23 protein-coding genes are annotated in these 26,696 nt (G+C 35.6%); 13 read left to right on the top strand and 10 right to left on the bottom strand.

The genetic code is table 11. The features are described 5' to 3' along the window. Position 1: 1 nt before the first annotated feature. Complete coding sequence (locus J7E44_RS17570; RefSeq protein ID WP_214831724.1) at positions 2–502, bottom strand: RNA polymerase sigma factor; 501 nt, start codon at positions 500–502, stop codon at positions 2–4. Between the two features lie 132 nt (positions 503–634). Here J7E44_RS17570 and J7E44_RS17565 point away from each other — a divergent pair, with 132 nt between their 5' ends. The 3 genes from J7E44_RS17565 to J7E44_RS17555 all read left to right on the top strand — a co-directional run bounded on the left by J7E44_RS17565 (position 635) and on the right by J7E44_RS17555 (position 3,704). Continuing rightward, positions 635–1,594, top strand: a complete 960-nt coding sequence (locus J7E44_RS17565; RefSeq protein ID WP_251040616.1) for an SDR family oxidoreductase — start codon at positions 635–637, stop codon at positions 1,592–1,594. Between the two features lie 78 nt (positions 1,595–1,672). Then, complete coding sequence (locus J7E44_RS17560) at positions 1,673–2,590, top strand: helix-turn-helix domain-containing protein (protein WP_214831723.1); 918 nt, start codon at positions 1,673–1,675, stop codon at positions 2,588–2,590. A gap of 100 nt (positions 2,591–2,690) precedes the next feature. Then, on the top strand, positions 2,691–3,704 hold the full coding sequence (locus tag J7E44_RS17555) for a serine hydrolase domain-containing protein (protein WP_214831722.1): 1,014 nt from the start codon (positions 2,691–2,693) through the stop codon (positions 3,702–3,704). A 324-nt stretch (positions 3,705–4,028) separates the two neighbouring features. Here J7E44_RS17555 and J7E44_RS17550 read toward each other — a convergent pair whose 3' ends face one another. Then, entirely contained in the window at positions 4,029–4,424 is a 396-nt protein-coding gene (locus tag J7E44_RS17550; protein WP_214831721.1) for an ACT domain-containing protein, read from the bottom strand. 1,164 nt (positions 4,425–5,588) lie between these two features. Between J7E44_RS17550 and J7E44_RS17545 the strand changes: the two genes are divergently transcribed. Together J7E44_RS17545 and J7E44_RS17540 are read left to right on the top strand one after the other, a co-directional pair. After that, positions 5,589–6,155, top strand: coding sequence for a TetR/AcrR family transcriptional regulator (locus J7E44_RS17545; protein ID WP_214831720.1), 567 nt, complete (start codon positions 5,589–5,591; stop codon positions 6,153–6,155). Then, positions 6,156–7,592 carry an MFS transporter gene (locus tag J7E44_RS17540; protein ID WP_214831719.1) on the top strand — a complete coding sequence of 479 codons (1,437 nt, stop codon included), beginning with the start codon at positions 6,156–6,158 and terminating at the stop codon, positions 7,590–7,592. Between the two features lie 460 nt (positions 7,593–8,052). Here J7E44_RS17540 and J7E44_RS17535 read toward each other — a convergent pair whose 3' ends face one another. Then, entirely contained in the window at positions 8,053–9,150 is a 1,098-nt protein-coding gene (locus J7E44_RS17535; RefSeq protein WP_214831718.1) for a DUF5700 domain-containing putative Zn-dependent protease, read from the bottom strand. 296 nt (positions 9,151–9,446) lie between these two features. On the opposite strand from J7E44_RS17535, the gene J7E44_RS17530 reads away from it, so the two are divergent. Continuing rightward, positions 9,447–10,277 (top strand): GLPGLI family protein, encoded by an 831-nt coding sequence (locus tag J7E44_RS17530; protein ID WP_214831717.1) that lies wholly within the window; start codon positions 9,447–9,449, stop codon positions 10,275–10,277. Between the two features lie 86 nt (positions 10,278–10,363). On the opposite strand, the gene J7E44_RS17525 is transcribed toward J7E44_RS17530, so the two are convergent. Continuing rightward, positions 10,364–12,172 carry a serine hydrolase gene (locus J7E44_RS17525; RefSeq protein WP_214831716.1) on the bottom strand — a complete coding sequence of 603 codons (1,809 nt, stop codon included), beginning with the start codon at positions 12,170–12,172 and terminating at the stop codon, positions 10,364–10,366. A gap of 182 nt (positions 12,173–12,354) precedes the next feature. Between J7E44_RS17525 and J7E44_RS17520 the strand changes: the two genes are divergently transcribed. Further along, positions 12,355–13,404 carry a serine hydrolase domain-containing protein gene (locus tag J7E44_RS17520; protein ID WP_214831715.1) on the top strand — a complete coding sequence of 350 codons (1,050 nt, stop codon included), beginning with the start codon at positions 12,355–12,357 and terminating at the stop codon, positions 13,402–13,404. A gap of 52 nt (positions 13,405–13,456) precedes the next feature. Here J7E44_RS17520 and J7E44_RS17515 read toward each other — a convergent pair whose 3' ends face one another. Together J7E44_RS17515 and J7E44_RS17510 are read right to left on the bottom strand one after the other, a co-directional pair. Further along, positions 13,457–13,792 carry a TfoX/Sxy family protein gene (locus tag J7E44_RS17515; RefSeq protein ID WP_214831714.1) on the bottom strand — a complete coding sequence of 112 codons (336 nt, stop codon included), beginning with the start codon at positions 13,790–13,792 and terminating at the stop codon, positions 13,457–13,459. Positions 13,793–13,828: 36 nt separating this feature from the next. Next, a complete protein-coding gene (locus J7E44_RS17510; protein WP_214831713.1) occupies positions 13,829–14,536 on the bottom strand; it encodes a DUF2071 domain-containing protein in 708 nt (235 codons plus the stop codon). A 194-nt stretch (positions 14,537–14,730) separates the two neighbouring features. Here J7E44_RS17510 and J7E44_RS24305 point away from each other — a divergent pair, with 194 nt between their 5' ends. Then, the gene (locus tag J7E44_RS24305) at positions 14,731–16,377 is read left to right on the top strand and encodes a serine hydrolase domain-containing protein (RefSeq protein ID WP_214831712.1); all 1,647 of its coding nucleotides are present in this window, start codon (positions 14,731–14,733) and stop codon (positions 16,375–16,377) included. Positions 16,378–16,521: 144 nt separating this feature from the next. Here J7E44_RS24305 and J7E44_RS17500 read toward each other — a convergent pair whose 3' ends face one another. After that, positions 16,522–16,947, bottom strand: a complete 426-nt coding sequence (locus tag J7E44_RS17500; protein ID WP_214831711.1) for an HIT family protein — start codon at positions 16,945–16,947, stop codon at positions 16,522–16,524. Between the two features lie 188 nt (positions 16,948–17,135). Here J7E44_RS17500 and J7E44_RS17495 point away from each other — a divergent pair, with 188 nt between their 5' ends. Then, positions 17,136–17,606: a hypothetical protein gene (locus J7E44_RS17495; protein WP_214831710.1), complete on the top strand. Its 471-nt coding sequence runs from the start codon at positions 17,136–17,138 to the stop codon at positions 17,604–17,606. A 38-nt stretch (positions 17,607–17,644) separates the two neighbouring features. On the opposite strand, the gene J7E44_RS17490 is transcribed toward J7E44_RS17495, so the two are convergent. Next, on the bottom strand, positions 17,645–20,017 hold the full coding sequence (locus J7E44_RS17490; protein ID WP_214831709.1) for a TonB-dependent receptor: 2,373 nt from the start codon (positions 20,015–20,017) through the stop codon (positions 17,645–17,647). Positions 20,018–20,139: 122 nt separating this feature from the next. On the opposite strand from J7E44_RS17490, the gene J7E44_RS17485 reads away from it, so the two are divergent. Both J7E44_RS17485 and J7E44_RS17480 read left to right on the top strand, forming a co-directional pair. Continuing rightward, on the top strand, positions 20,140–21,795 hold the full coding sequence (locus J7E44_RS17485) for a histidine kinase (protein WP_251040617.1): 1,656 nt from the start codon (positions 20,140–20,142) through the stop codon (positions 21,793–21,795). Beyond that, positions 21,792–22,490: a LytR/AlgR family response regulator transcription factor gene (locus tag J7E44_RS17480; RefSeq protein WP_214831707.1), complete on the top strand. Its 699-nt coding sequence runs from the start codon at positions 21,792–21,794 to the stop codon at positions 22,488–22,490. Before J7E44_RS17485 ends, J7E44_RS17480 begins: the two co-directional genes overlap by 4 nt. 2 nt (positions 22,491–22,492) lie before the next feature. On the opposite strand, the gene J7E44_RS17475 is transcribed toward J7E44_RS17480, so the two are convergent. Both J7E44_RS17475 and J7E44_RS17470 read right to left on the bottom strand, forming a co-directional pair. Next, the gene (locus J7E44_RS17475) at positions 22,493–23,092 is read right to left on the bottom strand and encodes a DUF6624 domain-containing protein (RefSeq protein WP_214831706.1); all 600 of its coding nucleotides are present in this window, start codon (positions 23,090–23,092) and stop codon (positions 22,493–22,495) included. A gap of 174 nt (positions 23,093–23,266) precedes the next feature. Next, complete coding sequence (locus J7E44_RS17470; protein ID WP_214831705.1) at positions 23,267–24,400, bottom strand: T9SS type A sorting domain-containing protein; 1,134 nt, start codon at positions 24,398–24,400, stop codon at positions 23,267–23,269. Positions 24,401–24,766: 366 nt separating this feature from the next. Here J7E44_RS17470 and J7E44_RS17465 point away from each other — a divergent pair, with 366 nt between their 5' ends. Next, positions 24,767–25,795 carry a rod shape-determining protein gene (locus tag J7E44_RS17465; RefSeq protein WP_214831704.1) on the top strand — a complete coding sequence of 343 codons (1,029 nt, stop codon included), beginning with the start codon at positions 24,767–24,769 and terminating at the stop codon, positions 25,793–25,795. A 186-nt stretch (positions 25,796–25,981) separates the two neighbouring features. Next, positions 25,982–26,377 (top strand): DUF3574 domain-containing protein, encoded by a 396-nt coding sequence (locus J7E44_RS17460; protein ID WP_214831703.1) that lies wholly within the window; start codon positions 25,982–25,984, stop codon positions 26,375–26,377. The last annotated feature ends 319 nt before the right edge of the window (positions 26,378–26,696 follow it).

Genomic DNA, 26,696 nt, shown 5'->3' with positions numbered 1-26,696 from the left:
TTTATTTATTGTTGGTTAAGGTTCTTAATTTTTCCTTGATTCTGTTCATTTTTACCCTTAAGGTAGCATTACTAATACCCAATATATCTTCCATCTCATCATAAGACTTGTCTTCCAGGTAAAGCATCACAATAGATTTTTCTATGTCATTTAACTGCTGTATCGCCAGATATAGCTGTTCCTGCTGCTCGTCTTTTAATCCAATATCATCTTCGTCGGGTATCTCTACATTGTGTAATTCGACATCACTATACTGAAGAGATCGTTTTGGTTTAGAAAAACTCGTTAATGCAGTGTTAATAGCGATTCGATAGAGCCATGTACTGAATTTTGACTCTGCTCTGAATTTTGGATATGATTTCCACAATTGAATGATAATGTCCTGGTACAATTCCTGAATATTATTTGGATCGTTGGCATATATCCTACAAACTTTATAAATCAAAAGTTTATATTCTTTTAGCTTTAATTCGAACTCTAATTCTAAATCTGTCTTTTTCAAATCTATTAACTTTAGCTATTTGTTCCCGGTTGCAAAAAAAAGTTACAAGATCTAACCTACTAAAAAATATAAACAACTAAAGCTTTCTCGGCTTAATCTGAAATGTGTTTTCCGGCTACAACAAAGTGTGTTTTGACTACATGGAAAAAATGCTTTCTTTTCACCTTTGTATTGTTAAAAACAAACATAAAAATGAAAGTATTTGTAACAGGAGCCACAGGCTTTATAGGCTCTGCAACGGTTAAAGAATTACAAGCTGGTGGACATAAGGTTTTAGGACTGGCACGTTCAGAAGAATCTGCCCAAAAATTAAGAGAGTCTGGTGTTGAAGTATATTACGGCGACCTCAGTCAACCCAAAACATTGATAGAGGCGGTGGAGATGTCAGATGCGATAGTTCACCTAGGTTTTATTCATGATTTTAGTAAATTTAAGGAAATGTGTATTTTGGATGGAGAAATCATCGAAACGATCGGCTCTGCTTTGAAAGGAACACAAAAACCATTTATTATTACTTCTGGGATCGGTGTTATTCAAAAAGAAGGAATGGTAACAGAAAATGATCAGCCGGAAGGTGACGGAATTCCACGTATTATAACGGAACGCGCTGCAGATAAAGTCGCTGATATGGGTGTACAGGTAGCTGTGGTACGACTTCCACCCCTGGTTCATGACCTTGGAGATAAAATAGGTTTTGCCCCTTCCCTGATCGGGATTGCAAAAGCTAAAGGATTTTCTGCATTTATTGAAAGCGGAACGAATCTATGGCCAGCTGTACATCGTCGAGATGCCGCAAAATTATTCCGTTTGGCAGTGGAAAAGCACTCCGGAACTGGAACACGCTATCATGGCGTAGCTGAAGAGGGAATCGAGTTTAAGAAGATCGCTGAAACAATAGGTTCAAAATTGGGTCTTCCTACACGTTCAATAGCAGCTGCTGATGTGGCAGAACATTTTACTTGGTTTGCCCATTTTGCGAAGTTTAATATTTTAGCATCAAGTGCAGCAACACGTGAAACCCTAAGCTGGTCTCCCGATCAAATCGATCTATTATCAGATTTGCAGAGTGAAGCTTATTTTCCAGCTGAATAAATCGTAAATTTAATTATCAAAATCAATGAAAAATAGGCAGACCTCAGCCTGCCTATTTTTCTCTTTTATCAGAAAATTATGGCATCAAAGGAACCCATCAGAATTAAAACCATTTCAGAATTTCACAACCTTCGAGGCTTACCCAAACCTAAGCATCCTCTTATCAGTGTTGTTAATTTTTCCGAAATGCAAAACCGTCCCCAAATAGGAGATGAAAGCCTGATATTCGATTTTTATTCATTGTCTGTGAAAAGAAATATGAATCATAAATACAAATACGGTCAGAAGGATTATGATTTTGACGAAGGGATTCTTTTCTTTATCGCACCCAATCAGGTCTTACGTATTGAAACAGAAGAAAACTCACAGCCTCCATCAGGCTGGATGCTCTTGATACATCCAGATTTTTTATGGAATAAAAACCTTGCTAAAACGATCTCCCAATATGAATTCTTTGATTATTCCCTCCATGAAGCCCTATTTCTTTCCGATGATGAGGAACAGATCCTTGTGCAATTGATTGAAAATATCCGACAGGAATACAATACCAATACGGATAAATTCAGCAGTGATATTATGGCTTCTTTACTGGAAACACTTTTCAATTATTCGAATCGTTTTTATCAACGTCAGTTTATCACCCGTGATAAAGCACATCATGAGATCCTTGAACGTCTAGAGATGATCCTTAATCAATATCTGAACAGCGATCTTATTGTTAATAATGGGATTCCCACAGTTCAATATATTTCCGAACAGCTTAATATTTCACCTGGATATTTAAGGACCCTTCTTCAAAACCTTACGGGACAAAGTACCCAGCATTTTATTCATCAGAAATTAATTGAAAAAGCTAAAGAAAAATTAAGCACAACCAGCAATAGCGTGAGTGAAATAGCTTACGAACTGGGCTTTGAGCATCCACAGTCCTTCAGTAAATTTTTTAAGAAAATGACGAGTACGACTCCCCTGGCGTTTAGGGAATTGTTTAACTAATTACTTTTTTTCCGTCCAGATATATTGATATTTAGCTACTTTACTTTGAAATTATAGAGCAAATGAAATTATACTGTATCTTTAAAAAAAAATCATAACTATGTCTTATAATAGAAGTCTACTTCTTTTTATTACTCTATTTCTATTGGGAATCCAAACATTCGCTCAAAAAAATAAAGCCACACTCATCAATGCCTATTTAGATAAAACACACCAGTCAGGTCTTTTCAATGGAAATATATTAATAGCTGATCATGGTAAAATAATCGTAAAAAAAGCAATCGGTTATGCAGATGCATCTAAAAAAAATCTACTGACCACAGAATATCGTTTTCATATCGGATCTATTGCGAAAGAATTCGATGCAGTTGGAATGATGATGCTTCAGGAGCAAGGTAAATTGAACATTAATGACAAGGTATCTAAATTTTTCCCCAACCTACCTTCATGGGCTGATCGCATCAGTATCAAAAATTTACTTCAATATACAAGCGGATTACCAGATATAAACTGGAAAACAGTACATAGCGATGCAGACCATTGGAAAGATTTAGAATCTCTTCAAAAACTTGATTTCGAGCCTGGAACTAATTATGCTTATAATAATAACAATACCTTTTTGCGCCGAAGGATTATCGAAAAAGTAACAGGAATACCTTTTAATAAATTTGTTTTACAAAACATTCTTAATAAAGTAGGCATTAACAATGGATTAGTAGATCCAACGGATAAAGATCCATTAATGGCCAGATCATTTGACAATAATTTTAAACAGGACGGATTGGAAGTTCCCATTTCCGGATGGACTTGCCTAAACCTGGACGATTTTTACAAATGGGCACAATGCATAGACAACTTTTGTTTAATCAACCCGGCTTCAACCCGCGAAATAATTATACATTTTGGCCCTGATCAACAAGCTGGTTTGGGGAATGGAAGTATGGAAGCTGACAAGGTAATCAGCCATATACATGATGGCAGTGCCATACATTATCAGGCCCTTTTACAGACCAACACAAAAAAAGGCAGAACGATCATCATTTTATCCAATCAAAAACAAGGAAATGTATATGAGATCGCTGAAGCTATCGAAAACATTTTAGACGGTAAATAAAAATGAATGGTAAATAAGTGATAATTTTTAGACCCATCAAAATATTGAATAGTAGGTGAAGTTAAAACCTTTGCCTTCATCTCTAATTTTATCAATAATTTAGAATTAAAATCAAGGTCCAGTATAACCAGATCCAGGTTCTATAACAAAAAAAGCGATGATAAAAACAAATATAACAATGATCATAATGACCATAGATATGTGATATTCATTTTTCTCAAGAAACTCTTTGAGCCTGTTGTAATATTGATTTTTCATATTTCATGTGCTTAGTATGGACTTGATTTATTAAAAGATGAAATCAATGATCAAAGATAAATAACTTTACCTACTTAGCATTACTAAAGCTGACATTGCCTTTTCAGCATCTTCTTTAGCTACAAAAATATGATCGTGATAATAGGCTGCCACGACATTACAGCTTATATTTTCATGCTTCAATGTATTGGCAAAAGCAGCCGTCAATCCTACAGCTTCCAGTGAAGAATGGACATTAAGAGTAATCCATGATGAAATATAACTGTATTCTAACTCCCATTCATCCGCAACTGATGTTTCTAAAACTACTGTAACAGCTTCCGTTTCACGAAAGAAAAACAGGAGCTTTTCCAAATCCGGGATTTCGCTCAAGCTTTCTACTTTGCAGAAAACATATTCCCCTGAATTCAATACAGGTTTCATATTTTGCAACAATGTTTTCAAATCTTTTTCTCCAGACATCTTTTTTATACAAAACTAAGGGTTATGGTTCTGGATTCATTTATCAATTGATAAAAACGTTCTATGTTGTTGCGAAGAACGAAACAATCTCAATAAATATTTTCTTATTTTTTTATGTCCTTTTGCCTTGAAGCAAAATGGACCAAAAGTTCAAGACTGGAAGCTTTCGCTAAAAATAAGGTCTGTTCACTAAAAATTCTAAACTTGCGCGAATTCGATCTTGAGTTCTTCGATTCAACATTCTTGTCGCGCTTCAGACAGTAGAATTTTTTTAACGTTCACAGAAATTATTTTTTTAACGCTACAGCTTCCTAGGTCGATTAATGATTCTCTTCAATTTTTAAATTTTTGCCATTTTAAATCTACGTAATCTGCGAGAGACAAACCCCACCGTCATTGCGAGGTACGAAGCAATCTCAATAAATATTTTCTTATTTTTTTATGTCCTTTTGCCTTGAAGCAAAATGGACCAAAAGTTCAAGACTGGAAGCTTTCGCTAAAAATAAGTTCTGTTCACTAAAAATTCTAAACTTGCGCGAATTCGATCTTGAGTTCTTCGATTCAACATTCTTGTCCCGCTTCAGACAGTAGAATTTTTTTAACGTTCACAGAAATTATTTTTTAACGCTACAGCTTCCTAGGTCGATTAATGATTCTCTTCAATTTTTAAATTTTTGTCATTTTAAATCTACGTAATCTGCGAGAGACAAACCCCACCGTCATTGCGACGGTACGAAGCAATCTCAATAAATATTTTCTTATTTTTTTATGTCCTTTTGCCTTGAAGCAAAATGGACCAAAAGTTCAAGACTGGAAGCTTTCGCTAAAAATAAGGTCTGTTCACTAAAAATCTAAACTTGCGCGGATTTGATCTTGAGTTCTTCGATTCGACAATGGTGTCGCGCTTCGGACAGTAGAATTTTTTTAACGTTTACAGAAATTATTTTTTTTTCGCTACAGCTTCCTAGGTCGATTAATGACTATCAACACCGTTTCGAATCTTAACTTATTAATTTACTCAACCGACTTGATCTGCTTGAGTATTAATTAAAGACCTATTTGTAGAAGAATTGAAGAGATTGCTTCGTACCTCGCAATGACAGCTTAAAAAAAATATTTTCATTAAATAGACCGACTTGTATATTTAATGATTAACTTTGCATCATGAAAAAACAAAGAGGTCAGACTGTAACTGACAAAATCATAGATACCGCCGAAAGGCTTTTTTATAAACAAGGCTATAATATAACAGGTATAAACCAGGTAATTGCAGAGGCTGATATTGCTAAAGCCTCTCTATATAAACATTTTGACTCTAAAGCTGATTTATTACTGGCTTATATGCAGCGTTTTCATAAAGATTGGCTTAATCGCCTGGAAATTAGAATTAATAAAGAATCGGATCCCAAACAAAAGCTTTTAGCCATTTTTGATCATATGACAGAGCGACAATTATACAGGGAATACCGGGGATGTGCCTTTGTTAAAGCAAACAACGAAGCTGGAGACAGCAATGAGCGGGTTTTGGCTGAGATACAAAATGCTAAAAAGCATTTTAAAGAGATTATAGAAAAGCTGGTCATCAATTCTGATCACAAAAAACTACTGACCGATCAGGAACTCACCGAAATGATCTTTCTGATGACTGAAGGTGGAATCGTCGCAGCCTCCATATTTAAACAGGCAGAAGACCTCCAATCTGCAAAAAAAATCATTCAAAAACTAATCTAAATGAACGACATAAAAAATAAATGGCTGGAACTTATCATCGTCCTGTCCGCACCGTTACTTTCTGTAATAGACGTATTCATCATTAATATCGCTATTCCATCAATTAAAACAGGAGTCCATGCTACGGATGCAGAAGTTCAGCTTGTCATAGCCGGATATCTATTGGGCTATGCCGCTTTCCTGATTACCGGAGGCAGAGCTGGAGATCATTTCGGACGCAAAAAAGTATTTTTCTGGGGAATGCTTGCTTTTACCATCGCCTCCTGTCTGTGCGGCCTATCAATGACCCCGCTGCAACTCAACATTACCAGATTCCTTCAGGGGCTCAGTGCTTCATTTATGGTTCCACAAACCATTGCGTTCATTCAAATACTTTTCACAGAAAAAAAGGAAAGAGCCAAAGCAGTTGGTTTATTCGGTATAACGTTAGGACTCGCTGCCATTATCGGACAGGTTTTAGGTGGCTATTTATCGGATACACATTGGATCATTGCGGGATGGCGATTGATTTTCTTCATCAACCTTCCCATTGGCATCGTAACTCTATGGGCAACGCATCGTTATGTAACTGAAACTAAAAGCAACCAAGGAAGTAAGTTTGACTATGAAGGCGTGCTTATTTTAACCCTGGCTTTAGTTTGTCTGATTTATCCTTTAACTCAAGGTCGTGAAGCAGGATGGCCATTATGGAGTATTGCACTGATTATTTTATCATTTGTGTTGTTCATTTATTTTATTTATAATCAAAAAAAGAAATTAACAACTAATAAAGTTCCTCTTATTGATGTCCGGTTATTTGAAATCAAGGATTTTAATATTGGATTAATTGCCGTATTATTTCATTTTATGCTACACACTTCCTATTTGCTTCTCAGCGCTGTATATCTGCAAAATGGACTTAAAGTATCTGCACTTCACAGTGGACTATATTTTATTTTCCCTGGAATTTTATTTATTTTCTCCTCCATTATAGCTTCAAAACTAATCGTCCGATTCGGAAAACGCGTTCTACAAGTTGGAGTTGTCATTTTAGCCATGAGCTTTTTTCTTCAGATTCAATTATGGAAACCTGGAGTAGATAGCTGGCTCATCATTGCACTCATGGGGATTTGGGGACTGGGAAACGGATTGGTCTTACCATCGTTATTAAACATTGTACTTAAAAGTGTACCTGCAGAACATGCCGGAGCTGCAGCAGGAATCTACTCAACTTTTCAACAAACCGCCTCAGCCTTAGGAGTCAGTATTATTGGAGGGATATTCTTCTATTTTTCGCAGGAAAGCTGGCAGGAAGCTTATAAAGCAGGTATCATTGCTATTTTAATTTGTGTGGTTTTTGTAGGGGTTATGCTTTTTATTCTGCCGGAAGAAAAGAATGCGACATCAAGTAGTCCTAAAAACAACTTACGGTCATTGCGAGGTACGAAGCAGTCTTAATAAATATTTTTTTATGTCCTTTTGCCTTGAAGCAAAATGGACCAAAAGTTCAAGACTGGAAGCTTCCGCTAAAAATAAGTTCTGCTCACTAAAAATTCTAAACTTGCGCGAATTCGATCTTGAGTTCTTCGATTCGAGATTGGTGTCACGCTTCGGACAGTAGAATGTTTTTAACGTTCACAGAACTTATTTTTTTAACACTGCAGCTTCCTAGGTCGGTTAATGGTTGTCAACAAAGTTTGAAACTTAGCCTTTTACTCTGCTCGATCTTATCTATTAACTATTACTACTCTTCATCATTGTCATTGCGAGGAACGAAGCAATCTCTGAAGCCCTTTTCTACTCCTTAGCCACAAACCAGTCACAATATTGAATTTCAATACGTTAAGCCTGTTCAATCCGGTTGATCTGCTGTATATAAAAGAAAAAGGACAAATCAATGATTTGTCCTTTTTAATTTTTAATTGTTCAATTGCTGTTGCTCAATAGTAGCTTTAGGTCTGTACTTTTTATCTAATTCATGAATAAGATCCATCGTGGTCGATGACAGAATATAAGCATCCTTAACTTTTCTCGACGCTTTATCATATAGATATACAAATTGAAAAGGGTCATCGATATACTTGATCAATTCTTTTTTATATCCACCCTTATCTATAATGTTAGACATATAAAATCCCGGGATATGACCATTCCTGTTGCCATTATTGATCAGCTTATTCATTTTTAGCTTGGATCGGTCTAATTGTTTTACAGATAATAGAGAATCAATATTTTTAATCACTTTCGCTCCATCTGCTATGAATTCTGGACCAGTTCCTCTCTGATATTCCAATAGCTTTATTGCATCTTTCCCTTCATAAATTTTATCTGTTAAATCAGCACTTCCTTCGTTTAGTATTTTTTGAAGCAGACTGATAATGACTGCATCCTGATCATCAGTTTTAAATACAAGTTGGGGCCTAAGCAAATGATGAAACTCATGACCTCCCATTGCCCCCATTTTGTTGGCATCGTGAAAGTATGCTGAAATAAGTGTATATATGATCCATCCGTTCTCAACATGGGCGTCATTATGTATCGGAATAATTGTCACTTTATAATTGGGTGCTTTTTTCTGATATTTCTTGGGAAGCATATTATAGGTATACTGATAACAAGTATCAAAATAACCTTTAGAATCTTTTTTGATATCTGTAAGGTATTTTTTCATCTGATCTTCGTTTACCTTACACTCATTGATGTTATAAATCCACCAATTGCTCATCGGCTTTTTTAGTTTTTCCTGTAAAATCGCACTGTTTTTTGGCATATATACAATTTCCATTGATCTTCTGTAACTCTCCGTGTAGGTGCTGTCAACTCCCTGATCGTTCAGATAAACTTGTATGGCTTCATTTTTTAAAAATTGATCCCATGTTTTTTTGTCCAGAGGCTTATCCTGTTTCAAGTCTGCGGTCAATTTAAAATATTCCCAGCATGAACTGTCATCGAAGGTTTGTGCTGACACGATTTGCGAAGCAAGAAAGACGAACAAAGCAAGTATAATTTTTTGCATTATTGATACATTTTTTATGAAGTTATTTTATGGCTAAAGTATTAATATGGATTGGTAATTTGAGTTTTTATGTTTCAATTTTGAACATAAAAAATTTAGGTTGTTGTTAAATGCGGCATATTAGAAATTCTCAGGTGCTCTTTAGCATTAATTTGTTTACTAATAAAAACAACTATGTCGATGATTCCATTACATCAGAAGTTCGGTAATTCTGTATTACGAGCTGATTAGCTTAAAAACATTGCCCACTTATTTGATTTAATATCTATATTTACAAATAACCACAACAATGTATTATGAAAAATTTATTTTTAGTTTTCTTTCTTTTCGTTCAGATGATACATGGTCAAAATAAAAGGTTCATATATCAATATAAATACGTTCCTGACTCTACCAATAGGTCTAATGTGGTCAAAGAACTGATGTTTTTAGATATTACCAATGCCAAATCTTCGTTCTATAGCCACCGTAAGAATGTTGAAGATTCAACCTCCATTGCTCAAGCTAAGAAGGGGCAATTTTACATACCAAATGCAGACCTTTTATACCGTATTGAAAAAAACTATCCTGATAAAGTATTTTTTAAAACTACAGATTATGGTCTTGGAAAAATAAAAGTGGAAGACGATCGAAAAATGGAGTGGAAAATTTTTCCGGATAAGCAGAAAATAGGTGAATATAATACTCAAAAAGCAATTACAAATTTTGGAGGCAGACAATGGACTGCCTGGTTTTCTTCTGATATTACAATTCAGGATGGCCCTTACAAATTTAAAGGTTTACCAGGACTTATTATAAAAATCGAAGATAACACTCATAGTCATGCGTTTGAATTGGTGGGGGTAAAGAATATCAACAGTGACTTGCAATATCCGGAATTAAATCCTCAGGCAAAAGTAATTTCTTTAACTCAGGAGAAATTCATAGAATTATTTACCAACTATCGAAAAGATCCTGCAGCAAGTACAAGACAGCTCTATATGCAGGGAAAAATAATAGACCAGAAAGATAGCTCCGGAAATTTCCGTACAGGAACCGAAGTTGTACGTGAGGTCGAAAAACTGACAAAAGAAAGATTAAAGAAAGATAATAATATCATCGAAATTGATTGGTTGCAGGGTTTGTAAATATAATTGGCAATAAAAAATTCTGTTATAGAAGCTTTTCGGAGCATATTAAAAAAAGCTACCCTCATTTCTGAAGGCAGTTTCTTTTATAATGTTTTTAGAGCTTTTGCAGCACTTTCATTATTGGGATTAATTTCCAATACCTTTTGATAATTCTGTTTCGCTTTATCTTTTTGTCCGGCTTTCAGATAGGCTTCTCCCAAACTGTCATAAACATTATCACTGTTAGGATACAATATGGTATTTACGCGGAATACATCAATAGCTTTCTTGAAATCTTTTTGTCCAAGCAATGCATAACCTGTTCCGTTCACAGAACCTTCAGAAAGCTGCTCATTAGCAGGATCTTCAGTTTTAGCTTTCTTATATGCCTCCAGACCTTTCTCAAATTGCCCTTCAAGAATCAATTCTAAAGGTGTTTTTTCATCCTTGTTCATTTGATCACCTCTTTGTCTAATAGCAGCATTGTCGAGTAAGATCTGCACAAGTTCTTTCTTGCCTGTTTTAGGATTTTTCGCAAATGTCACTTTATAGTCCCAATCCCTTAGGGCGTAAGTGTTCTCTCCTACTTTAATAAGTTCTTTAGGAGTTTCTACATTATTGATCGCCATTAGTTTTCCTTTTTCGTGATAGATTTTGCAAAAACTATATTTATCAAGTCGGTAACGACCTATATTATTATTTAAGTCACTTGCCGTTAAGGGTAGAATTTTATCGACTGGATTCATAAAATTCGGCCATTGATAAACAGTTGCAACTGATCGAAGCAGCTCATTGATAAATTCGGGCTTATTCGTATTCGTAAAAATAACAACGCCATCACCGCTGGTTGTGTTTCCTGTAAAGTCGCTGCTGAAACCCTCATTCCAGCCACCGTGATGAAAGTAAACCTGTCCGTTTTTATTAGCAAGAAAAATACCCAATCCTACGAATGGTTCGATAAAAGGACTTGTAAACTCTTCTGCCATTTTTTGAGAAATGATAGTATGGCTTTTTCCACTTAGTGTATTTTGGATGTCAATGACAAATTTTGCATAATCTTCAGCGGTCGTCCATAAACCGGCAGGTGCCTGTTCTGGATAGGTATGATATCTTCCTTGAACCCTGGCTCCGCTCTCATTGTAAGCTGTAGCGGCCAACGATGCCAAAGCTTCCGGTAAAGGCTGGTTAAACGTGCTGTTTTTCATTCCCAGTGGTAAAAGTACTTTTTCATTCATAATCGTTGCAAAGTCTTTACCTTCAATATCAATGAGCATTTGCTGCATCACACAATATCCACCACCGGAATATCGCAATGGTTTTCCTGGTATTTTATCAACAAAAATAGCTGGGGTATTAGCCGGACCTTGCCCGTTCAAAAGCTGAATCAGTGTTGGCACAGGTTTACCTACTTCATATCCCGGAAAACCACTCACCGTAAGCCCTGCGGTATGACTGACAATATGTTTAAGACTTACTTTTTTCTCATTTGTGAATTCATTTTCCGGAATTTTCCATGATTTCAAATAAGCATTCACATCAGCATCTGGATTTATTTTTCCAAGCTCCACTTCTTTTAATGCGGCGTATGCACTTACCGGCTTACTCATGGATGCTGCCTGAAACCTTGTCTCAGTAGTTACTGGAATTTTAGATTCTACATCTGCTAATCCGTAGGCTTTGCTCCAAATCACCTTAGAGTTTTTGATAACTGCTATACTTACTCCCGGAACATTATAATATTTCATTCGAGACTCCATAGTCCAAAGAGGCTCACCCTCAAAACGAACTGCAGGCATTAATCCTGATTCTACTTTAGCAATTTCATTTTTTAACTGAGTGTCTGTTTGGGCAAATAGTTGATTTGCTACCATTCCGAACAGAAATATCATATAAAAAGGAGCTTTGGTTTTCATATTAGTTTAAATTTGATTGGTTAAAAATAGACAACTTTTGTGAATATCAGATACTACTTCAAATGAATAAAACAATCTTATGAAGGATATTATTTACAAAAAATAAGTCTCGTGTAACCAAATTACAATAGTAGTTGTCTTACTAATAAGAAAATTCAAACTTTAACCTAATTAAAAGTAATATGAGAAAGTTCAATATTTGTAATCTATTCATCATCGCTCTTATCTCCCAAAATATATCTGCTCAGATAAAAACCGTGAGAGGGGTAAATGTTTCCGGCCAAGAAATGGATGCCTTTATCAGAAAAGAAGTAGATTCACTTCAGATTTCAGCATTATCAATTGCCGTAATTAAAGGTAACAAAGTAGTCTATTCAAAAGCTATAGGAACCAAAAATACCAAACAGGAACCTATTGATGAGAATACCATTTTTGAAGCTGCATCCATGACTAAACCAATGTTTTCCTATACAGTCCTCCAACTTGTTAAGGAAGGTATTCTTAATTTAGACACTCCACTTTACCAATATTTCCCTTATCCCGATATTGCTTATGATGACCGTTATAAATTAATTACAGCAAGAATGGTTCTTGATCATACTACAGGGTTTCCGAACTGGAGAGAAAATAATAAACTGACCATAAATTTTACTCCAGGCACCAAATTTGGCTACTCAGGGGAAGGATACGGATATCTTGCCTTTGTTGTAGAACACCTAACGGGTAAAACCATAGATCAACTTGTTGAAAAATATGTCATGAAACCCATGTCTATCAAAAACTCTTACCTGGTCTTCAATGATTATATAAACAAGCATTTAGCAGATGGGATAAAGGACAATAATGAAAGAGGCAGAAATGAACCTTATATAAAACCACATGCCGCTTACAGTTTATATACGGAGTCTAAAAAATACGCTAAATTCATCATTGAATTAATCAGGGAAAGCTATATTCTAAATAGTACTTTCCAGTCTATGGTTGGTTCACAGGTAGAAATTCATGAAGAGGATATGGATCCAAACTTAAAAATCAATATGGGATTGGGCGTTTATGTTCAAGAGACCCCCTATGGCTTAAAATATTCTCACGGTGGGAGTAACGGCAATTGCTACAATTCTTTGTTTCAATTTTACAAGGATTCAAAAGTTGGATTTGTTTATTTTATTGCCGGATGTAAACAGGGGGAATTTGCTAAAAGATTGGATCAATTTATGATGATTGGAAAATAAAATTATTCGTCCTTTCCACGACTCTTTAGTAAAAGAAGTAAGATACTATCCGCTATTTCTTTTTGGTCTTCTGAACAACTTTATTGTACTCCAGACAAAGGTTTACATAATAATGGAAATCGCTATTGTGTTGGTATCCCTCTTCACTGATGAAAATGTATCCTTTCATCATCTTTCCGCCATGCATCATAGGCCGGCAATAGTTTTTTTCCAATTCGAGTTCTGCTTTTTCAGGATCAATTCTGCATAGGATTTCGTTATCACGGACTCCTATACATAATTTATCATCAACCATAAAGCTCAAACCCTGAAACATCTTTTTCTCAACAACATTCTTTTCACCGATCAATGTTTCCCGTATGCGATTTACCAATGTTTCGTTGTACATAATATTGCTTTAATTTATTTGATTCTAAAGAAATTATCATTTATCAGGCATCGTTTTCCATGTGTGCTCAATATTTGTCATTAATAGAGCGTTATCAAATACTATGGAACCTTTTGGGAAAACGTGCTCATTTTCGTAAAAGGTTGATTTTACTTCCAATACATCAAGAGGTTGCATTTCCCATTTGTAGGTATTAAGTTGCAGCCCCTCAAATTTATCTTGATTGGGGGAATATCCAAGACTTCCTTTTTCAAAAAAACCTGAAGCCTCTTCTAAGGTTCCGAATATAGAACGGGTATTGAATGTTTCGGTTTCTCTTGCATCGATTGAAGTTTCCAACTGATCCGAACTCTTAAAATCAATATGATATTTTTTATTTTTTTCTTCTACATTAAACTTTGCATGATAGTGTTTACCTGGAAAAATGCGTCCACCCACCAGTGCATTTATTTTTGACGAAGTATCTCGCCGTGGAATATAAACTCCGGTCTTTACTTCACCATCTTCGTCCCATTCTACCGCAATCCGGTGTGCCCCATTTTCAGAACCTATCCCCATGAAATCCGGCAAACCTAAAGTTTTTATACTTTTAAGCCTGATCAGGCAGATTCCAACGATAGCCTTATTTTTATAAAGATGTGGTCTGAATGGAAAAGGAATAATTTTCTCTACAACTTTTGGATCAGCTGTGAAATTTATGAGTATCCTCCGGTCTATATATCCGTGTATTGCTGGTAGTTTCATCTTTTGTTACAACTTATTTAAATGCTGAAAATGATGTTTCGTTGTAATGACAAATGTAATTCATTTCGATTAAAATCATTTACATATAGAGATCAGCATAAGTCCATCACAGAAAAAAGGCGAAGATGTTAATCTCGTTCTATTTTTCTACCTTTTTTTTCGTCAGATTTGTACCCATATATAACATCTACTCCGTGAAAAATTCAATTTTAATATTTATCATTTTTTTTGCATTTGTTAAACAGGCAAGTGCTCAAAACAATTCACTTCTAAAATCAGACTATAATGATGAGTTCTATTCTAAAAACATTGGAAAAATAGTATTTCTTCCAGCTTTTAAAAATTCACATCAGATTAAGGAAAATGATCTGGTCAAAAAATATACATTAACCAATAAAAGTGACCTTTCCTTTGTTGCATTTTTTGATAAATCACTTACAGACTACAAATCTGAACTTTCTCCGAATATAGAGAAAGACTCCTTATTCAGAAAAGGCAATTATCAATTTACACTTTGGATAGATGATAAGGAAATCTATCGAAGTAATCTTTCACCCGGTGCACCTTATCAAAAAGTACAGGATACGGCATTGGTACTCAACAGACCTTTAATTAATAATACAAATGGTCAGGGAACATGGAGTGAATCTTTCTGGAACAGATTTATAGCGAATGGCGGGGACAAAGCATTACAGGACGGACAACATAAACTTCGTTTGGAAATCCGTGCTTATGTCAACATAAATAATGAAATTAAAGTAAGTCCTCTGTTAGCAAAAGGTGAATTGGCTTTAGATGTTTCACAAAATCCAAAAATTGATATCAACCCTATTAAACTCAATAAACCAATGACTTATGTGGGTTTTGAGATTTCCTCTAAAAAATTCAATGAAGACAAAATAAAGGAATTGAAGGGATCTATTGATGAAGGAATTTTTAAACAGATCAACAGCATTATCGTTATTAATGAAGGTAAACTGCAGATAGAAGAATATTTTAACGGGGAAGACAGAAATACACTGCATGATCCAAGATCTGTTGGAAAATCTTTTGCCTCAACTTTATTAGGAATTGCTATTGGTAATAACCTCATTAAAGACGAAAATCAAGAACTCGGTGCTTTTTATAATATCCAGTCCTATCAGCATCCTCAGGGTAAAGATCATGCAGCTATTAAAGAGCTTATAACCATGTCATCTGGATTTGATGCCGATGATAGCGATGAAAATTCTCCCGGAAATGAAGAGAATATGTATCCTACCAGTAATTGGGTTGACTTTACTTTGAATCTACCATATGATCAGACCTTTAAAAATAAATGGCATTACTTTACAGCGGGTACCATCATTATAGGAGATATCATCAACAAATCGGTACCAATGGGCTTAGAAAAATTTGCTGAAGAAAAGCTCTTTCATCCATTGGGTATTAAAAATTACAAATGGCAATATACTCCACAGAATATTCCCAATACAGCAGGAAGTATTCGTATGAATGCATTGGATTTTGCTAAATATGGACAGCTTTATAAAAACAATGGGATGTGGAATAAAAAACAGATCATTCCTCAAAGCTGGGTGTTAAAAACACTCACCAGACAGATTCAAATACCGGATAGAAAAGATGAATATTACAGCTATTTTTTCTGGAACAAAAGTTTCAGTGTGGGCAACAAAAAGGCTGAAGCATTTTACTGTGCAGGAAATGGTGGGAATTATATTCTTATTTTTAAAGACCAACCTTTAGTTATCGTTATTACAGCTAGCGCATACAATCAAAGTTATGCTCACCCTCAGGTAACCAAAATACTGGAAAATTTTATTCTTCCGGCTGTTTTATAGCCCCGATAGAAACGGTTACCCCGCAGCAGGAATGGGAAATGGTTTGGAGCGAGGAGTATGAGTGGATAGCGGGAAAAAGCTCCTGATTACAGTCTAAAAAAATATAAACTGTAGTACAATTGATGTATTAGCAGAATAAAGTTACTATTCCATTAACTGTTTAATGTTCCCACAAATCTCATCCAGCTCTTCCCGCTTTGGAAGTTCGTAATAAGTTTTGTGAAATTTCAGCCCAAAACCATCATTTTGAAACCTTGGAATAATATGTAAGTGCGTATGGAAGACCTCCTGGCCAGCCGCTTCCCCATCGGCCAGGAAATAATTAATACCTTCAGATTTTATATTTGATTTTCTGATCGCCAGATTAATTTTAGCCCCTACATTAAACAGTCTGGAAGTCAGATCCTCATCCAGCTCCGCGATAAGTTCTTTGTGAATTTTAGGTACTACCAATATATGTCCTGGATTTACAGGTTGTATATCCATGAAGGCAATGACATGATCATCTTCATAAATGAGACTTGCCGGTAGTTCACTATTTATTATTTTACAAAAAATGCAATCGGTCATAAAGTTTTTTTATAAAAATAATAAAATGATATGAGATGCCAGGCTCAAAATATTTCCATAACATGGTTAAGGCGAATTAACTTAGGTTATACCAACTCAAAAAAGATCGTGCAATAACAGATTAATCTTTTTAAAAATCGTTTTCTAAATTTAGATTATAATTGCATTAGATATTATCAACATTTATCATGAAAACAATAACCTTAGCCTTAATTAGTTTTTGCCTCCTGTTTATCTTATCAGGATGTGAAAATACTAAGAAATCAAATGAACGCTTACCATCCGATATAACGAAAAAATCAGTTAAAAACGAGGCCTCTAAAATACAAGAATTAACTATTTATCAGTCTGCCGATTGGTCGATCATTAACAATGGTATAACTGGAAAATGCATCACTCCCTATTTAGTAGAACATAAAATTTCAATTGACTGTACTCCTTGTCGAAAATTACGATGGGTTTATACCTTTCACATCAATGGAAGTGGTCAATTATTAAAAATGGAAAAGGATGATAAAGTCATGGAATGCAATTTAAATAAAGAACAAATTAAAGAACTGGAAAATTTAATTGAGACTTATTTAAAAAAGCAAATAATGCCTCTATCTCTGCACAATACAATTTTTAAAGCAGGGATCGGTTTTACGTTAAAATGCTAAAATTCCTTTTTTCCATTAAAAAATAATATAGGACACCATCAATTGCGATTACCGGATTTAGCCTGTCGAACGGACTGATTATCTTTTAAATTAAGTCGATAAACAAGTGTTAACCGGTAACGGGCTGCATTGGGAATATTGGTCTGACTGATCAGGTAATCTGCTCCTTTGGTCGTACTGGATAATTTTCTTAATTCAAACAGGTTACTTACATCAAAGGAGACTGTTGCTTTGTCTTTTAAGAAAGTTTTACTGCACCCAAAATCAATACTGTGCAAAGCGTTTGAGTGAGTTTGGGCAGTTGCATTGGCACCCCTGAAATTATATAACGTCTGGAAAGCAAGTTTGTCCTTCAGTTTCACCTGAGCACTTAAACGGGCCGTAAGTGTATTTCCTGAATAGTCGAAGGTCTGATTTTGATAACTTCCCTGTTTATCATAATGAAATATATTAAGTTCGGTATTTAACTGCAACCATTTGATGGGGTTATATAGTACCGAAAGCTCTAAACCACTGCGTATTTCTTTACTGATATTAACCGGCATGGTAATAAACAAACCATCCCCATTCCGATATGTATAATCTTCAATAACCCCATTATTTTTTTGATAATAAAGAGATGGATTAAAAGTAAGCGTCTTCCAGTTCTTCAGGAAAGCAAATTCAAAAACATGAGCGTAAGATGGGTTTAGGTTCGGGTTACCAACATAGCGACTATTCAGGTCGGTTAACTCATTGAAAGGATAGATCATGTTCAGCGATGGCCTATTGATTCGTTTACTGTAGCTCCCCTGTAAGGTCGTTCCTGTATCAAAGCGGTAATTGACATTTAATGTTGGAAATAACCTGCTATAATTCTTATCATTGGTATAATTTCCTATACGGTCTTCAATACCTATACGGGTCAGTTCGCCACGTACGCCGCCCTGATAACTAAACTTCCCCATCTTTCCCACAAACTGCACATAGGCACTCCCAATCAGTTCTTTGTACAATAGATGATTGTCGATCTGATCAATGATCTCCCAACCTGCAGTATTTTGCTGCTCCGCAATAAAATCAGTATTTACCCTCCTATCCTCAAACTTCAGTCCAAACTCTAACGTTGAGGTATTGTCCAGTGGCTGTACCATATCCGTTTTAATCATAAAGTCCTTGCTTCCTCCTATTGAACCTGTCCTGATCGTAGGAAAAATAATGGGTATAAGAGAAACTCTATTGGTTGCAAGATTCCATTCTTTATCACTATTCCAGAAATCGTATTGCATATCCACTGTAAATTTTTTACCAGTCTGGTTAAAAGTTTTGGTATAATTAAATTCCAGTTGATTATAGCTTCGTTTTTCCCATGATTCACCGTTGCGGCTCAGCGTACTGTCGATGGCGCCATTTTTTCCTGAATATAAATAGTTCAGTCGCGTCTTATCATGGTCATGGGTAGAATTCCTAAGGAAAGCTGCAGTAATCGTGTTGTGATCATTAATCTGATAATCTGCACCAAAATAAAGTAATTTGGCATTATCATGGCGGTTCTCATCCTGTCGTTGGTTCAGATAAACAGGAGTACCTGAAAGTCCGGTCGACTGTTCTGTTTTATAGAGACCTACATAATCCGACAATCGCAAACCATAGGTCGCAAAAAGGTTGAGTTTATTTGATTTATAATTCAAGCTGGGGCTAACCCGTGTTTCATTGGGAATACCACCAACTACCCTTAACTGTCCACTGAAACCTGCTTTCTTATTTTTTTTAAGGATGATATTAATAATTCCTGCTGAACCTCCGGCATCAAACCTTGAAGAAGGGTTGGTGATTACTTCTACGCGCTCCACCTGGTCAGCAGGCAATTGTTCCAGAGCATTCCCCTGAGTTAGTCCGGTTCGTCGTCCATTGATTAATACCAATACATTAGCATTACCCCGAAGGCTGATCGCACCAGTAGGACTGACACTGACTGATGGAACAATGTTCAATAAATCAGTTGCTGCTCCTGACTGAGAAAGCACATCCTTACCTACTTCAAAAACTTTCTTATCAAGTTTTAAACTGACTGATCCGCGCTGTCCGGTTAATGCTACCTCCTCTAAAAGTTTTGAGTCAGGCTCCAAAGTTATTGTTCCAATATTTACCGTACCAGAACTAACTTCTATAGGTTTATTGACGGTTTTAAAGCCTATCAGGTTGTAGGTGATATGGTAACTTCCGGCCGGAATTTTTTTCATGGTGAATGTTCCCTTAGCATCAGAAGTACTGGTCGTAATTAATTTTCCCACATTATCTTTTAGTGTTATATTGACATACTGGATAGGAACAGAAGGGTTTTCATGAATGACACCCGTTATTTGAGCTTGCTGTGCAAAGGAATTTTGAACAGCCAACATGATCAGAAAAAAGAGCAGTATTTGTTTCATGATGTAAAATTAGATCCCGTACATAGTCATTTTGAGTAAAAACATCTGAACGGCTCTACAGACTTTCAAACAGCCTTCAGCTTTTTCAAATTACCTTGTATATTTACATGATGCATAATTTTATGTTTTTGCTGGTTTTACTCAGCATACTGAACCCATCTGTTATTCGTAATGAAGATCCTATACCTGTTTACAAAATAGGTGATGATATAGCTTGGGCATCTAAGGACTATAATGACAAGAATTGGTCACAGGAGCGAGGCAACACCTCTGGTAAAATCTTCTGGTCCCGAACTCATTTAGATCTGCGTCAGGTTGAAAGTGAGGTATTGCCGCTTGGCCTTCAGATTGAATCCTTTGGATCTTTTGAAGTATACTGGGATGGAGTATTGATCGGTAATAACGGTCAAATCCCACAAAATGGCAAACCGGAAATACCCGGTACTGAAAGCAGTTATTACAGGATTCCGGACCACCTAATGTCACCTGGTCTTCATACAGTTGCTCTACGCAGTTCGCAATCATCACTTCCGCATGTGCAACGCAGCATTGGATTTAAAGTTGATCCTTACAACTCCTTGCTGACAAGACCTTTGGTTACGATGTCTTATATGAATCTCATGGCAGGAGCTTTTCTTATCGCAGCAGTTTATTACTTTTTTCTTTATGTAAACAGCAAGCGAAAACAATGGGATATCCTAATCTTCGGTACCATCTGTTTTCTGTTTTTTGCCCTGCTGATTATGGAATACCTTAAATTCCATGTGGTGATCCCCTATTCTCAATTTTTCGTACGCCTTGAGATTATTGGATGGCTGACCTTTGCCAATGCATTACTGGTTCCATTGTATTTTATCATCCAGTTCAATTTTAAAAAGGGAAAATGGCTAATGGCTGCCCTGCTAACAGCATTGATATTCCTTTACTGGTCTAATTACGGACACTATGATCTGACTGCCCGGCTTTATAGTTTAGCAATGCTTGTTGCTGCTTTCATTGTAGTATTGAATGGTATTATTCAAAAGGAAAAAGGGGGATTTATCGCTATGGTCGCCCTTTTAATGAGTGCTCTGGTCAATAATTTAGTGGTTTATGATTTTGGGCTGTTTATTAGTTTTACCATAATTGTTCTGAGTATGCTTTATCTACATTCCATCCGTACAAGCATGATGGAGGCAGAGCATCAGAATGCTGTTTTACTTTCCTCAAGGCTACAGTTGGAACTGCTCAAAAAAAATATTCAACCTCACTTTTTAAGAAATACCCTGACTTCTATGATGGATTGGGTTGAAGAATCACCAAAAGAAGGTTCTCGTTTTATACAGGCACTCGCTGCAGAATTTGACATTATGAACGAAATCTCAGAGCAAACCCTGATTCCCATAACAAAAGAACTGGAACTTTGCCGTCAACACCTTTCTGTAATGGGTTTTCGTAAGGAGATTAATTATGTATGGGAACAAAACGGAATAGATGAAACTCAACTGATACCACCCGCTGTTATTCATACATTGCTGGAAAATGGTATTACCCACAGTGAGCCATTACCCGGAAATACTGTTAAATTTGTGCTTCGTTATTTTGTAACGAAAGAAAGTCATCAATATGTATTTGAGACCATCGCAAAGAACCGACAGATACTCACAGACCGTACAGGTGGTAATGGACTTAAATATATCCGGGCACGTCTGACTGAAAGCTATGGACAAAACTGGACATTCGATTCGCATGCGACAGAAAACGGTTGGATATCTACTATTCAAATTTTAAAACAATGAATATACTGATCATTGAGGACGAGGCTAGGATCGCCCATCGTTTGCAGCGTATGACTGCTGAATTCTTTGGGAACAAGCCTGCCCAAATTACAATCTGTGATTCTCTTCAAAAAGGTCTTGATCAAGTTGCCAGTCAGCTTCCCGATTTACTTCTTCTGGACCTGAATCTCAATGGAGACAATGGTTTTGAAGTGTTGGAACATATGGTAGCTGCTTCTTTTCATACGATCATTGTTTCAGCCAATATCGATAAAGCAATTACCGCTTTTACCTATGGTGTTCTTGATTTTGTTCCCAAACCTTTTGATAAGGAAAGACTTTTTCAGGCTCTGAACCGGTTTATAAGTCCATCCATAAAATCAGATGATGGCATGAAATACCTTGCGGTAAAGAGATCGGGGCAGATTCGCCTGATCAATATTGCTGAAATAATTTACATCAAAGGGGCAGGTATCTATACAGAACTGCATCTTAGAAATGGACAACAGGAACTGCACGATAAATCACTTGAGCTTTTGCAACAACTTCTTCCGGACGGATTTGAGCGGATTCATAAGTCTTACCTCGTTAACCTCCAACAGGCTGAAAAAATACTGATCAACCCCGGCACAAGATATGGACTGCAGCTTAAAACCGGGGAAACATTGCCAATAGGACGCTCAAAATATAAGGATCTTAAAAATAAGATGATCTGATATTATTTTATCCAGCCTACCTTCTTTTTCCATTCATCGCTATCATTTTTCCTTTGATTAAAATCTTTTGGGGGTGTTTGATTTTCGTTTTTTACCCGATGCTGGATTAAAACAATCTGATCTTCCAGGGTATTTAAGCCTATAAGTTTCCTTCTTTGATTTACTTTTATTAAGTCATCAAAGGAATTGGGAACTAATTCTCCATTTTCATTCCAATCAAATTGAGTTCCGTAAAGCTGTGGCTTTCCTTCAAACACAGCTATCCGATCGGTTAGATAAGCCAAGTTTTTCGGATCTGCTTTATTTTCATCCACTGCTTTTTTTAATAGCTCCGCACATTTTTTCATAAAAACGGGTTTCCCAATTGAATGCTGTATGATCAGCCAAGCTGCTTCACTGGCTTCCTTACCTACTTTATCAATAGTCGGGTAGCCGATGGAATCTACTATATCATTTAATATTTCTGCATTCTTATTATGCAGTTTTTCCATTTCTTCATTATACCCTTCCCCAAACTGCCCTTTTTGAATAAGTTGATTCCGAAATTCCAGATCTACATCTTTTAAAAGAATTATTTTTTGTGCAAAAATTTTATAGTCCATGATGCTGTTATTATAAATTAACCAGAAGATATCGTTTAAAATTACACAAACTTTCTATCAATATAAACTCGTGTCTCTTTTTTTAGCTTGCATCAAAAAATGTCCGAAGAATCAATTGATTCTTCGGACATTTTTGTACTTAACATATTGTTACTGACAATCAAATAAAATGTATTATTTTTTTATTGTTTTAATTGTTTTTGTAGTGCCGTCATTTAATTTTAAAGAAATTAAATATACCCCTTCTTTTAAATCACCCAAGTAAATCGATGATGATACTTTTTCAATTTTTCTGACTAATCTTCCTGAGATATCAATAACAGAAATTGATCTTACATCAGATATATCAGAAATACTGATAAAATCACTGAAAGGATTAGGAGATACTTTAAGCTTGTCTTTTTTAGTAGTTTCGTTAGTAGATAAAACGGTACTGTCATAAGCTGAAATCTGGAATTCTCCCATACTTATGCTTGAATCATATTTCCAGGCACTTATATACAGTGTAGATCCCGGAGTTTGTCCTGTAAGAGAGACTAGTGAAAATAAACTATCTCCACTGTCATCATCACAGGCAATTTCAGTTAAAGTTCCACAGCTACCACTGTAAACGGTGAGAACAGAATCATCAAATGGCGATCCGGAAGCTTCATTTGTTTCTATAGTGATATTCCCGCTTGGAGGAACAACTACACTAAACCATGTATTATCAACCGCATCTCCGTTACAGGAAGGAAGGGTTCCATCGGTAGTGGCTCCGCCATTATTAGTAACAATTGAACCGGACGCAAAATCAGTTCCTATTGTCAGTGGCATTGCCTGTGAGCAGATATTGTTCGTTGATACAAGCTCATATGCTGAAATCTGAAAAGTTCCACTGTCGATCGTGTCATCATATTTCCATACACTCACATATAAAGTTGTTCCCGGAGTTTGTCCTGTTAATGATATCAACGAAAATAGATCTGCGTTTGTATCATCATTACAATCAATTTCAGTTAAAGTACCACATGTTCCTGTGTACACAGTAAGCACTGAATCGTCAAATAAAGATCCGGCAGCTTCCCTGGTTTCTATAGTCAGGTTTCCACTTGCTGGAACAACTACAGTAAACCATACATTATCTACGGCATCAGAATTACATGAAGGAAGAGCACCATCTATAGTACTTCCAACATTGGAAGAGGTAACCGCTCCTGAAGCAAAGCTTGTTCCTACTACCAATGGTATTGCACCTGAACAATTATCATTTTGAGCATTCACAAATGTAATTGTTAATAAAAAAAAACAGAGTAATAATTTTTTCATAAAATCTTCATTTTAATTAATAATTTACGGATATAATTGCATTTTTAAATTTATTTTTCGCAATAAATATAATCACGTATTCTTTTTGTAAATATATTATATTAATTAAGCACTTAGGCAATTATTTTATTATGTTAAAAGAGTGTATTGAAATTCAATTAATTATTGATTTCCTTGCTTTTATATACATTTAAAATGAACTTCAGAAGTTTTGTTAGTCTTATGTAAAAGTATTTTAAGAATTTAGAGGCCTTTTAATATTTTAATACCACAAATTAACACAACTTTAACTTCAATTATAAAGTACCGGACTATTTAAATCAATCCATAAAGCCGTACTTTGCAGTCTAATAAAACAATGAAAAGATGGGGCTATTTGACATGTTTACGCAAGAGATCGCAATGGATCTTGGGACTGCTAACACTTTGATCATACATAATAACAAGATTGTTATTGATCAGCCCTCCATTGTTGCTATTGACCGTACTACAGGAAAACCTATTGCGGTTGGAGAACAAGCTAAACTTATGCAGGGGAAAACCCATGAAAATATCAAAACAGTACGTCCATTAAAAGATGGTGTCATTGCAGATTTTCATGCGTCTGAACATATGATCAAGGAATTCATTAAACAAATACCGGGAATCAGAGGTAGATTTATCCAACCGGCATTAAGAATCGTAATATGTATTCCTTCAGGAATTACAGAAGTTGAAAAAAGAGCGGTTAAAGATTCGGCATTAAAAGTAAATGCTAAGGAAGTAAAATTGATCTATGAGCCAATGGCAGCGGCAATTGGAGCAGGGATTGACGTTCAAAGCCCTGAAGGGAATATGATCATTGATATAGGTGGTGGAACGACTGAAATTGCGGTGGTCGCACTGGGTGGTATTGTCTGCGACAAATCATTAAAAATCGCTGGTGATGTTTTTACAAATGATATTGCATACTTCCTGAGATCATACTACAATTTGTACGTTGGGGAAAGAACTGCCGAAAGGATAAAAATCGAAATAGGTTCTGCATTGGAAGAGCTTGAATATCCTTTAGAAGATATTCCTGTACAGGGAAGAGACCTGATCACTGGTAAGCCAAAAGAAATTATGGTGAACTATAAGGAAATTTTCAAAGCATTGGACAAGTCCATTATGAGGATTGAAGATGCTGTTTTGGAAACCCTTTCTCTTACTCCACCTGAGCTTGCAGCGGATATTTACAAAACTGGAATTTATCTTGCAGGAGGGGGTGCCCTTCTCAATGGATTGGCTGATAGAATACACAGAAAAACAGGATTACCTGTTTGCGTGGCTGAAGACCCTTTAAGAGCCGTTGTTCGTGGAACGGGCATTGCCCTTAAAAATATCAATAAGTTTAGATTTCTTATGAGTAGCTAAACTCAGGAATAAATATAAAACGCCTTTAAATACTATTATTTAAGGGCTTTTTATTTTTACCGTCGTTTTATTACATACGAAATGGTTACTCACATCTATTTATCCCCTATTTTCGAATTATTTTAGTTAAAAATTTTATATTTGTTGAATAGAACACCTACAATTCTAGTAAATAAATATAACCAAATGAAAACTCAGAAAAAACTAATATTCGCAGCTTTTTTAAGTATAGCCTTTGTTTCCTGTAGTACCATGCAACGAACTGATTTATATTTTGGAACAAATATTCCTACTGGCGGGGATGTAACAGCACAACAGTGGAAAGCATTCTCTGATAGTGTGATCACACATTACTTTCCTGAAGGATATACCGAATCGGATGCGGTTGGTAAGTGGATGGATACCCAAACAAAATTAACCATATCAGAAAAGACAAAAGTGGTGACTTTCCTGGGTAAACCTACAAAAGAAAGAAATGCTTCATTGGATAGTATTACCCAACGATACATCCGCAGATTTCATCAACAAAGTGTATTAAGAGTAGACAGTAAACCTAAGGTAAAATTTATCAGCAAAATATAAATTATCTTTTACAGCAAAACACAATTCTAAGATTCAAACGTTTTTCCACTTATACTGTTCTTTCGTTAAAATGGAGAGGAATTTTTTTTGAATTTTTCATTAATAGCCATTTCTTCTAGCCATTCCAATAGCTTTTATTATTCAATAAATCCCACTATGATTCATGATTGACTGCATTTTTTTGATCCTAGTTTCATTTGGATTACCATCCACTATTTTCTCTATTGTTATTAATGGATAACCTTGGTTATTATTAGTCCAAAGTAGTACAAAATAAACAGTAAGCAATTCATTACAGTGTCTTGTCCTAAAATAGGTT

The organism is Chryseobacterium sp. ISL-6, from assembly GCF_018613715.1.
In the GTDB taxonomy this organism is placed as follows: Bacteria; Bacteroidota; Bacteroidia; order Flavobacteriales; family Weeksellaceae; genus Chryseobacterium; species Chryseobacterium paludis.
Note: the sequence above shows the minus strand (reverse complement) of the source record. Positions and strands in the feature narration are given on the sequence as shown.

Bases quoted from the DNA above. Each gene is read 5' to 3' on its own strand.
- J7E44_RS17560 (WP_214831723.1), top strand. From the start codon at position 1,673: ATGGCATCAAAGGAACCCATCAGAATTAAAACCATTTCAGAATTTCAC.
- J7E44_RS17555 (WP_214831722.1), top strand. From the start codon at position 2,691: ATGTCTTATAATAGAAGTCTACTTCTTTTTATTACTCTATTTCTATTG.
- J7E44_RS17550 (WP_214831721.1), bottom strand. From the start codon at position 4,424: ATGTCTGGAGAAAAAGATTTGAAAACATTGTTGCAAAATATGAAACCT.
- J7E44_RS17545 (WP_214831720.1), top strand. From the start codon at position 5,589: ATGAAAAAACAAAGAGGTCAGACTGTAACTGACAAAATCATAGATACC.
- J7E44_RS17540 (WP_214831719.1), top strand. From the start codon at position 6,156: ATGAACGACATAAAAAATAAATGGCTGGAACTTATCATCGTCCTGTCC.
- J7E44_RS17535 (WP_214831718.1), bottom strand. From the start codon at position 9,150: ATGCAAAAAATTATACTTGCTTTGTTCGTCTTTCTTGCTTCGCAAATC.
- J7E44_RS17530 (WP_214831717.1), top strand. From the start codon at position 9,447: ATGAAAAATTTATTTTTAGTTTTCTTTCTTTTCGTTCAGATGATACAT.
- J7E44_RS17525 (WP_214831716.1), bottom strand. From the start codon at position 12,172: ATGAAAACCAAAGCTCCTTTTTATATGATATTTCTGTTCGGAATGGTA.
- J7E44_RS17520 (WP_214831715.1), top strand. From the start codon at position 12,355: ATGAGAAAGTTCAATATTTGTAATCTATTCATCATCGCTCTTATCTCC.
- J7E44_RS17515 (WP_214831714.1), bottom strand. From the start codon at position 13,792: ATGTACAACGAAACATTGGTAAATCGCATACGGGAAACATTGATCGGT.
- J7E44_RS17510 (WP_214831713.1), bottom strand. From the start codon at position 14,536: ATGAAACTACCAGCAATACACGGATATATAGACCGGAGGATACTCATA.
- J7E44_RS17500 (WP_214831711.1), bottom strand. From the start codon at position 16,947: ATGACCGATTGCATTTTTTGTAAAATAATAAATAGTGAACTACCGGCA.
- J7E44_RS17495 (WP_214831710.1), top strand. From the start codon at position 17,136: ATGAAAACAATAACCTTAGCCTTAATTAGTTTTTGCCTCCTGTTTATC.
- J7E44_RS17490 (WP_214831709.1), bottom strand. From the start codon at position 20,017: ATGAAACAAATACTGCTCTTTTTTCTGATCATGTTGGCTGTTCAAAAT.
- J7E44_RS17485 (WP_251040617.1), top strand. From the start codon at position 20,140: ATGTTTTTGCTGGTTTTACTCAGCATACTGAACCCATCTGTTATTCGT.
- J7E44_RS17480 (WP_214831707.1), top strand. From the start codon at position 21,792: ATGAATATACTGATCATTGAGGACGAGGCTAGGATCGCCCATCGTTTG.
- J7E44_RS17475 (WP_214831706.1), bottom strand. From the start codon at position 23,092: ATGGACTATAAAATTTTTGCACAAAAAATAATTCTTTTAAAAGATGTA.
- J7E44_RS17470 (WP_214831705.1), bottom strand. From the start codon at position 24,400: ATGAAAAAATTATTACTCTGTTTTTTTTTATTAACAATTACATTTGTG.
- J7E44_RS17465 (WP_214831704.1), top strand. From the start codon at position 24,767: ATGGGGCTATTTGACATGTTTACGCAAGAGATCGCAATGGATCTTGGG.
- J7E44_RS17460 (WP_214831703.1), top strand. From the start codon at position 25,982: ATGAAAACTCAGAAAAAACTAATATTCGCAGCTTTTTTAAGTATAGCC.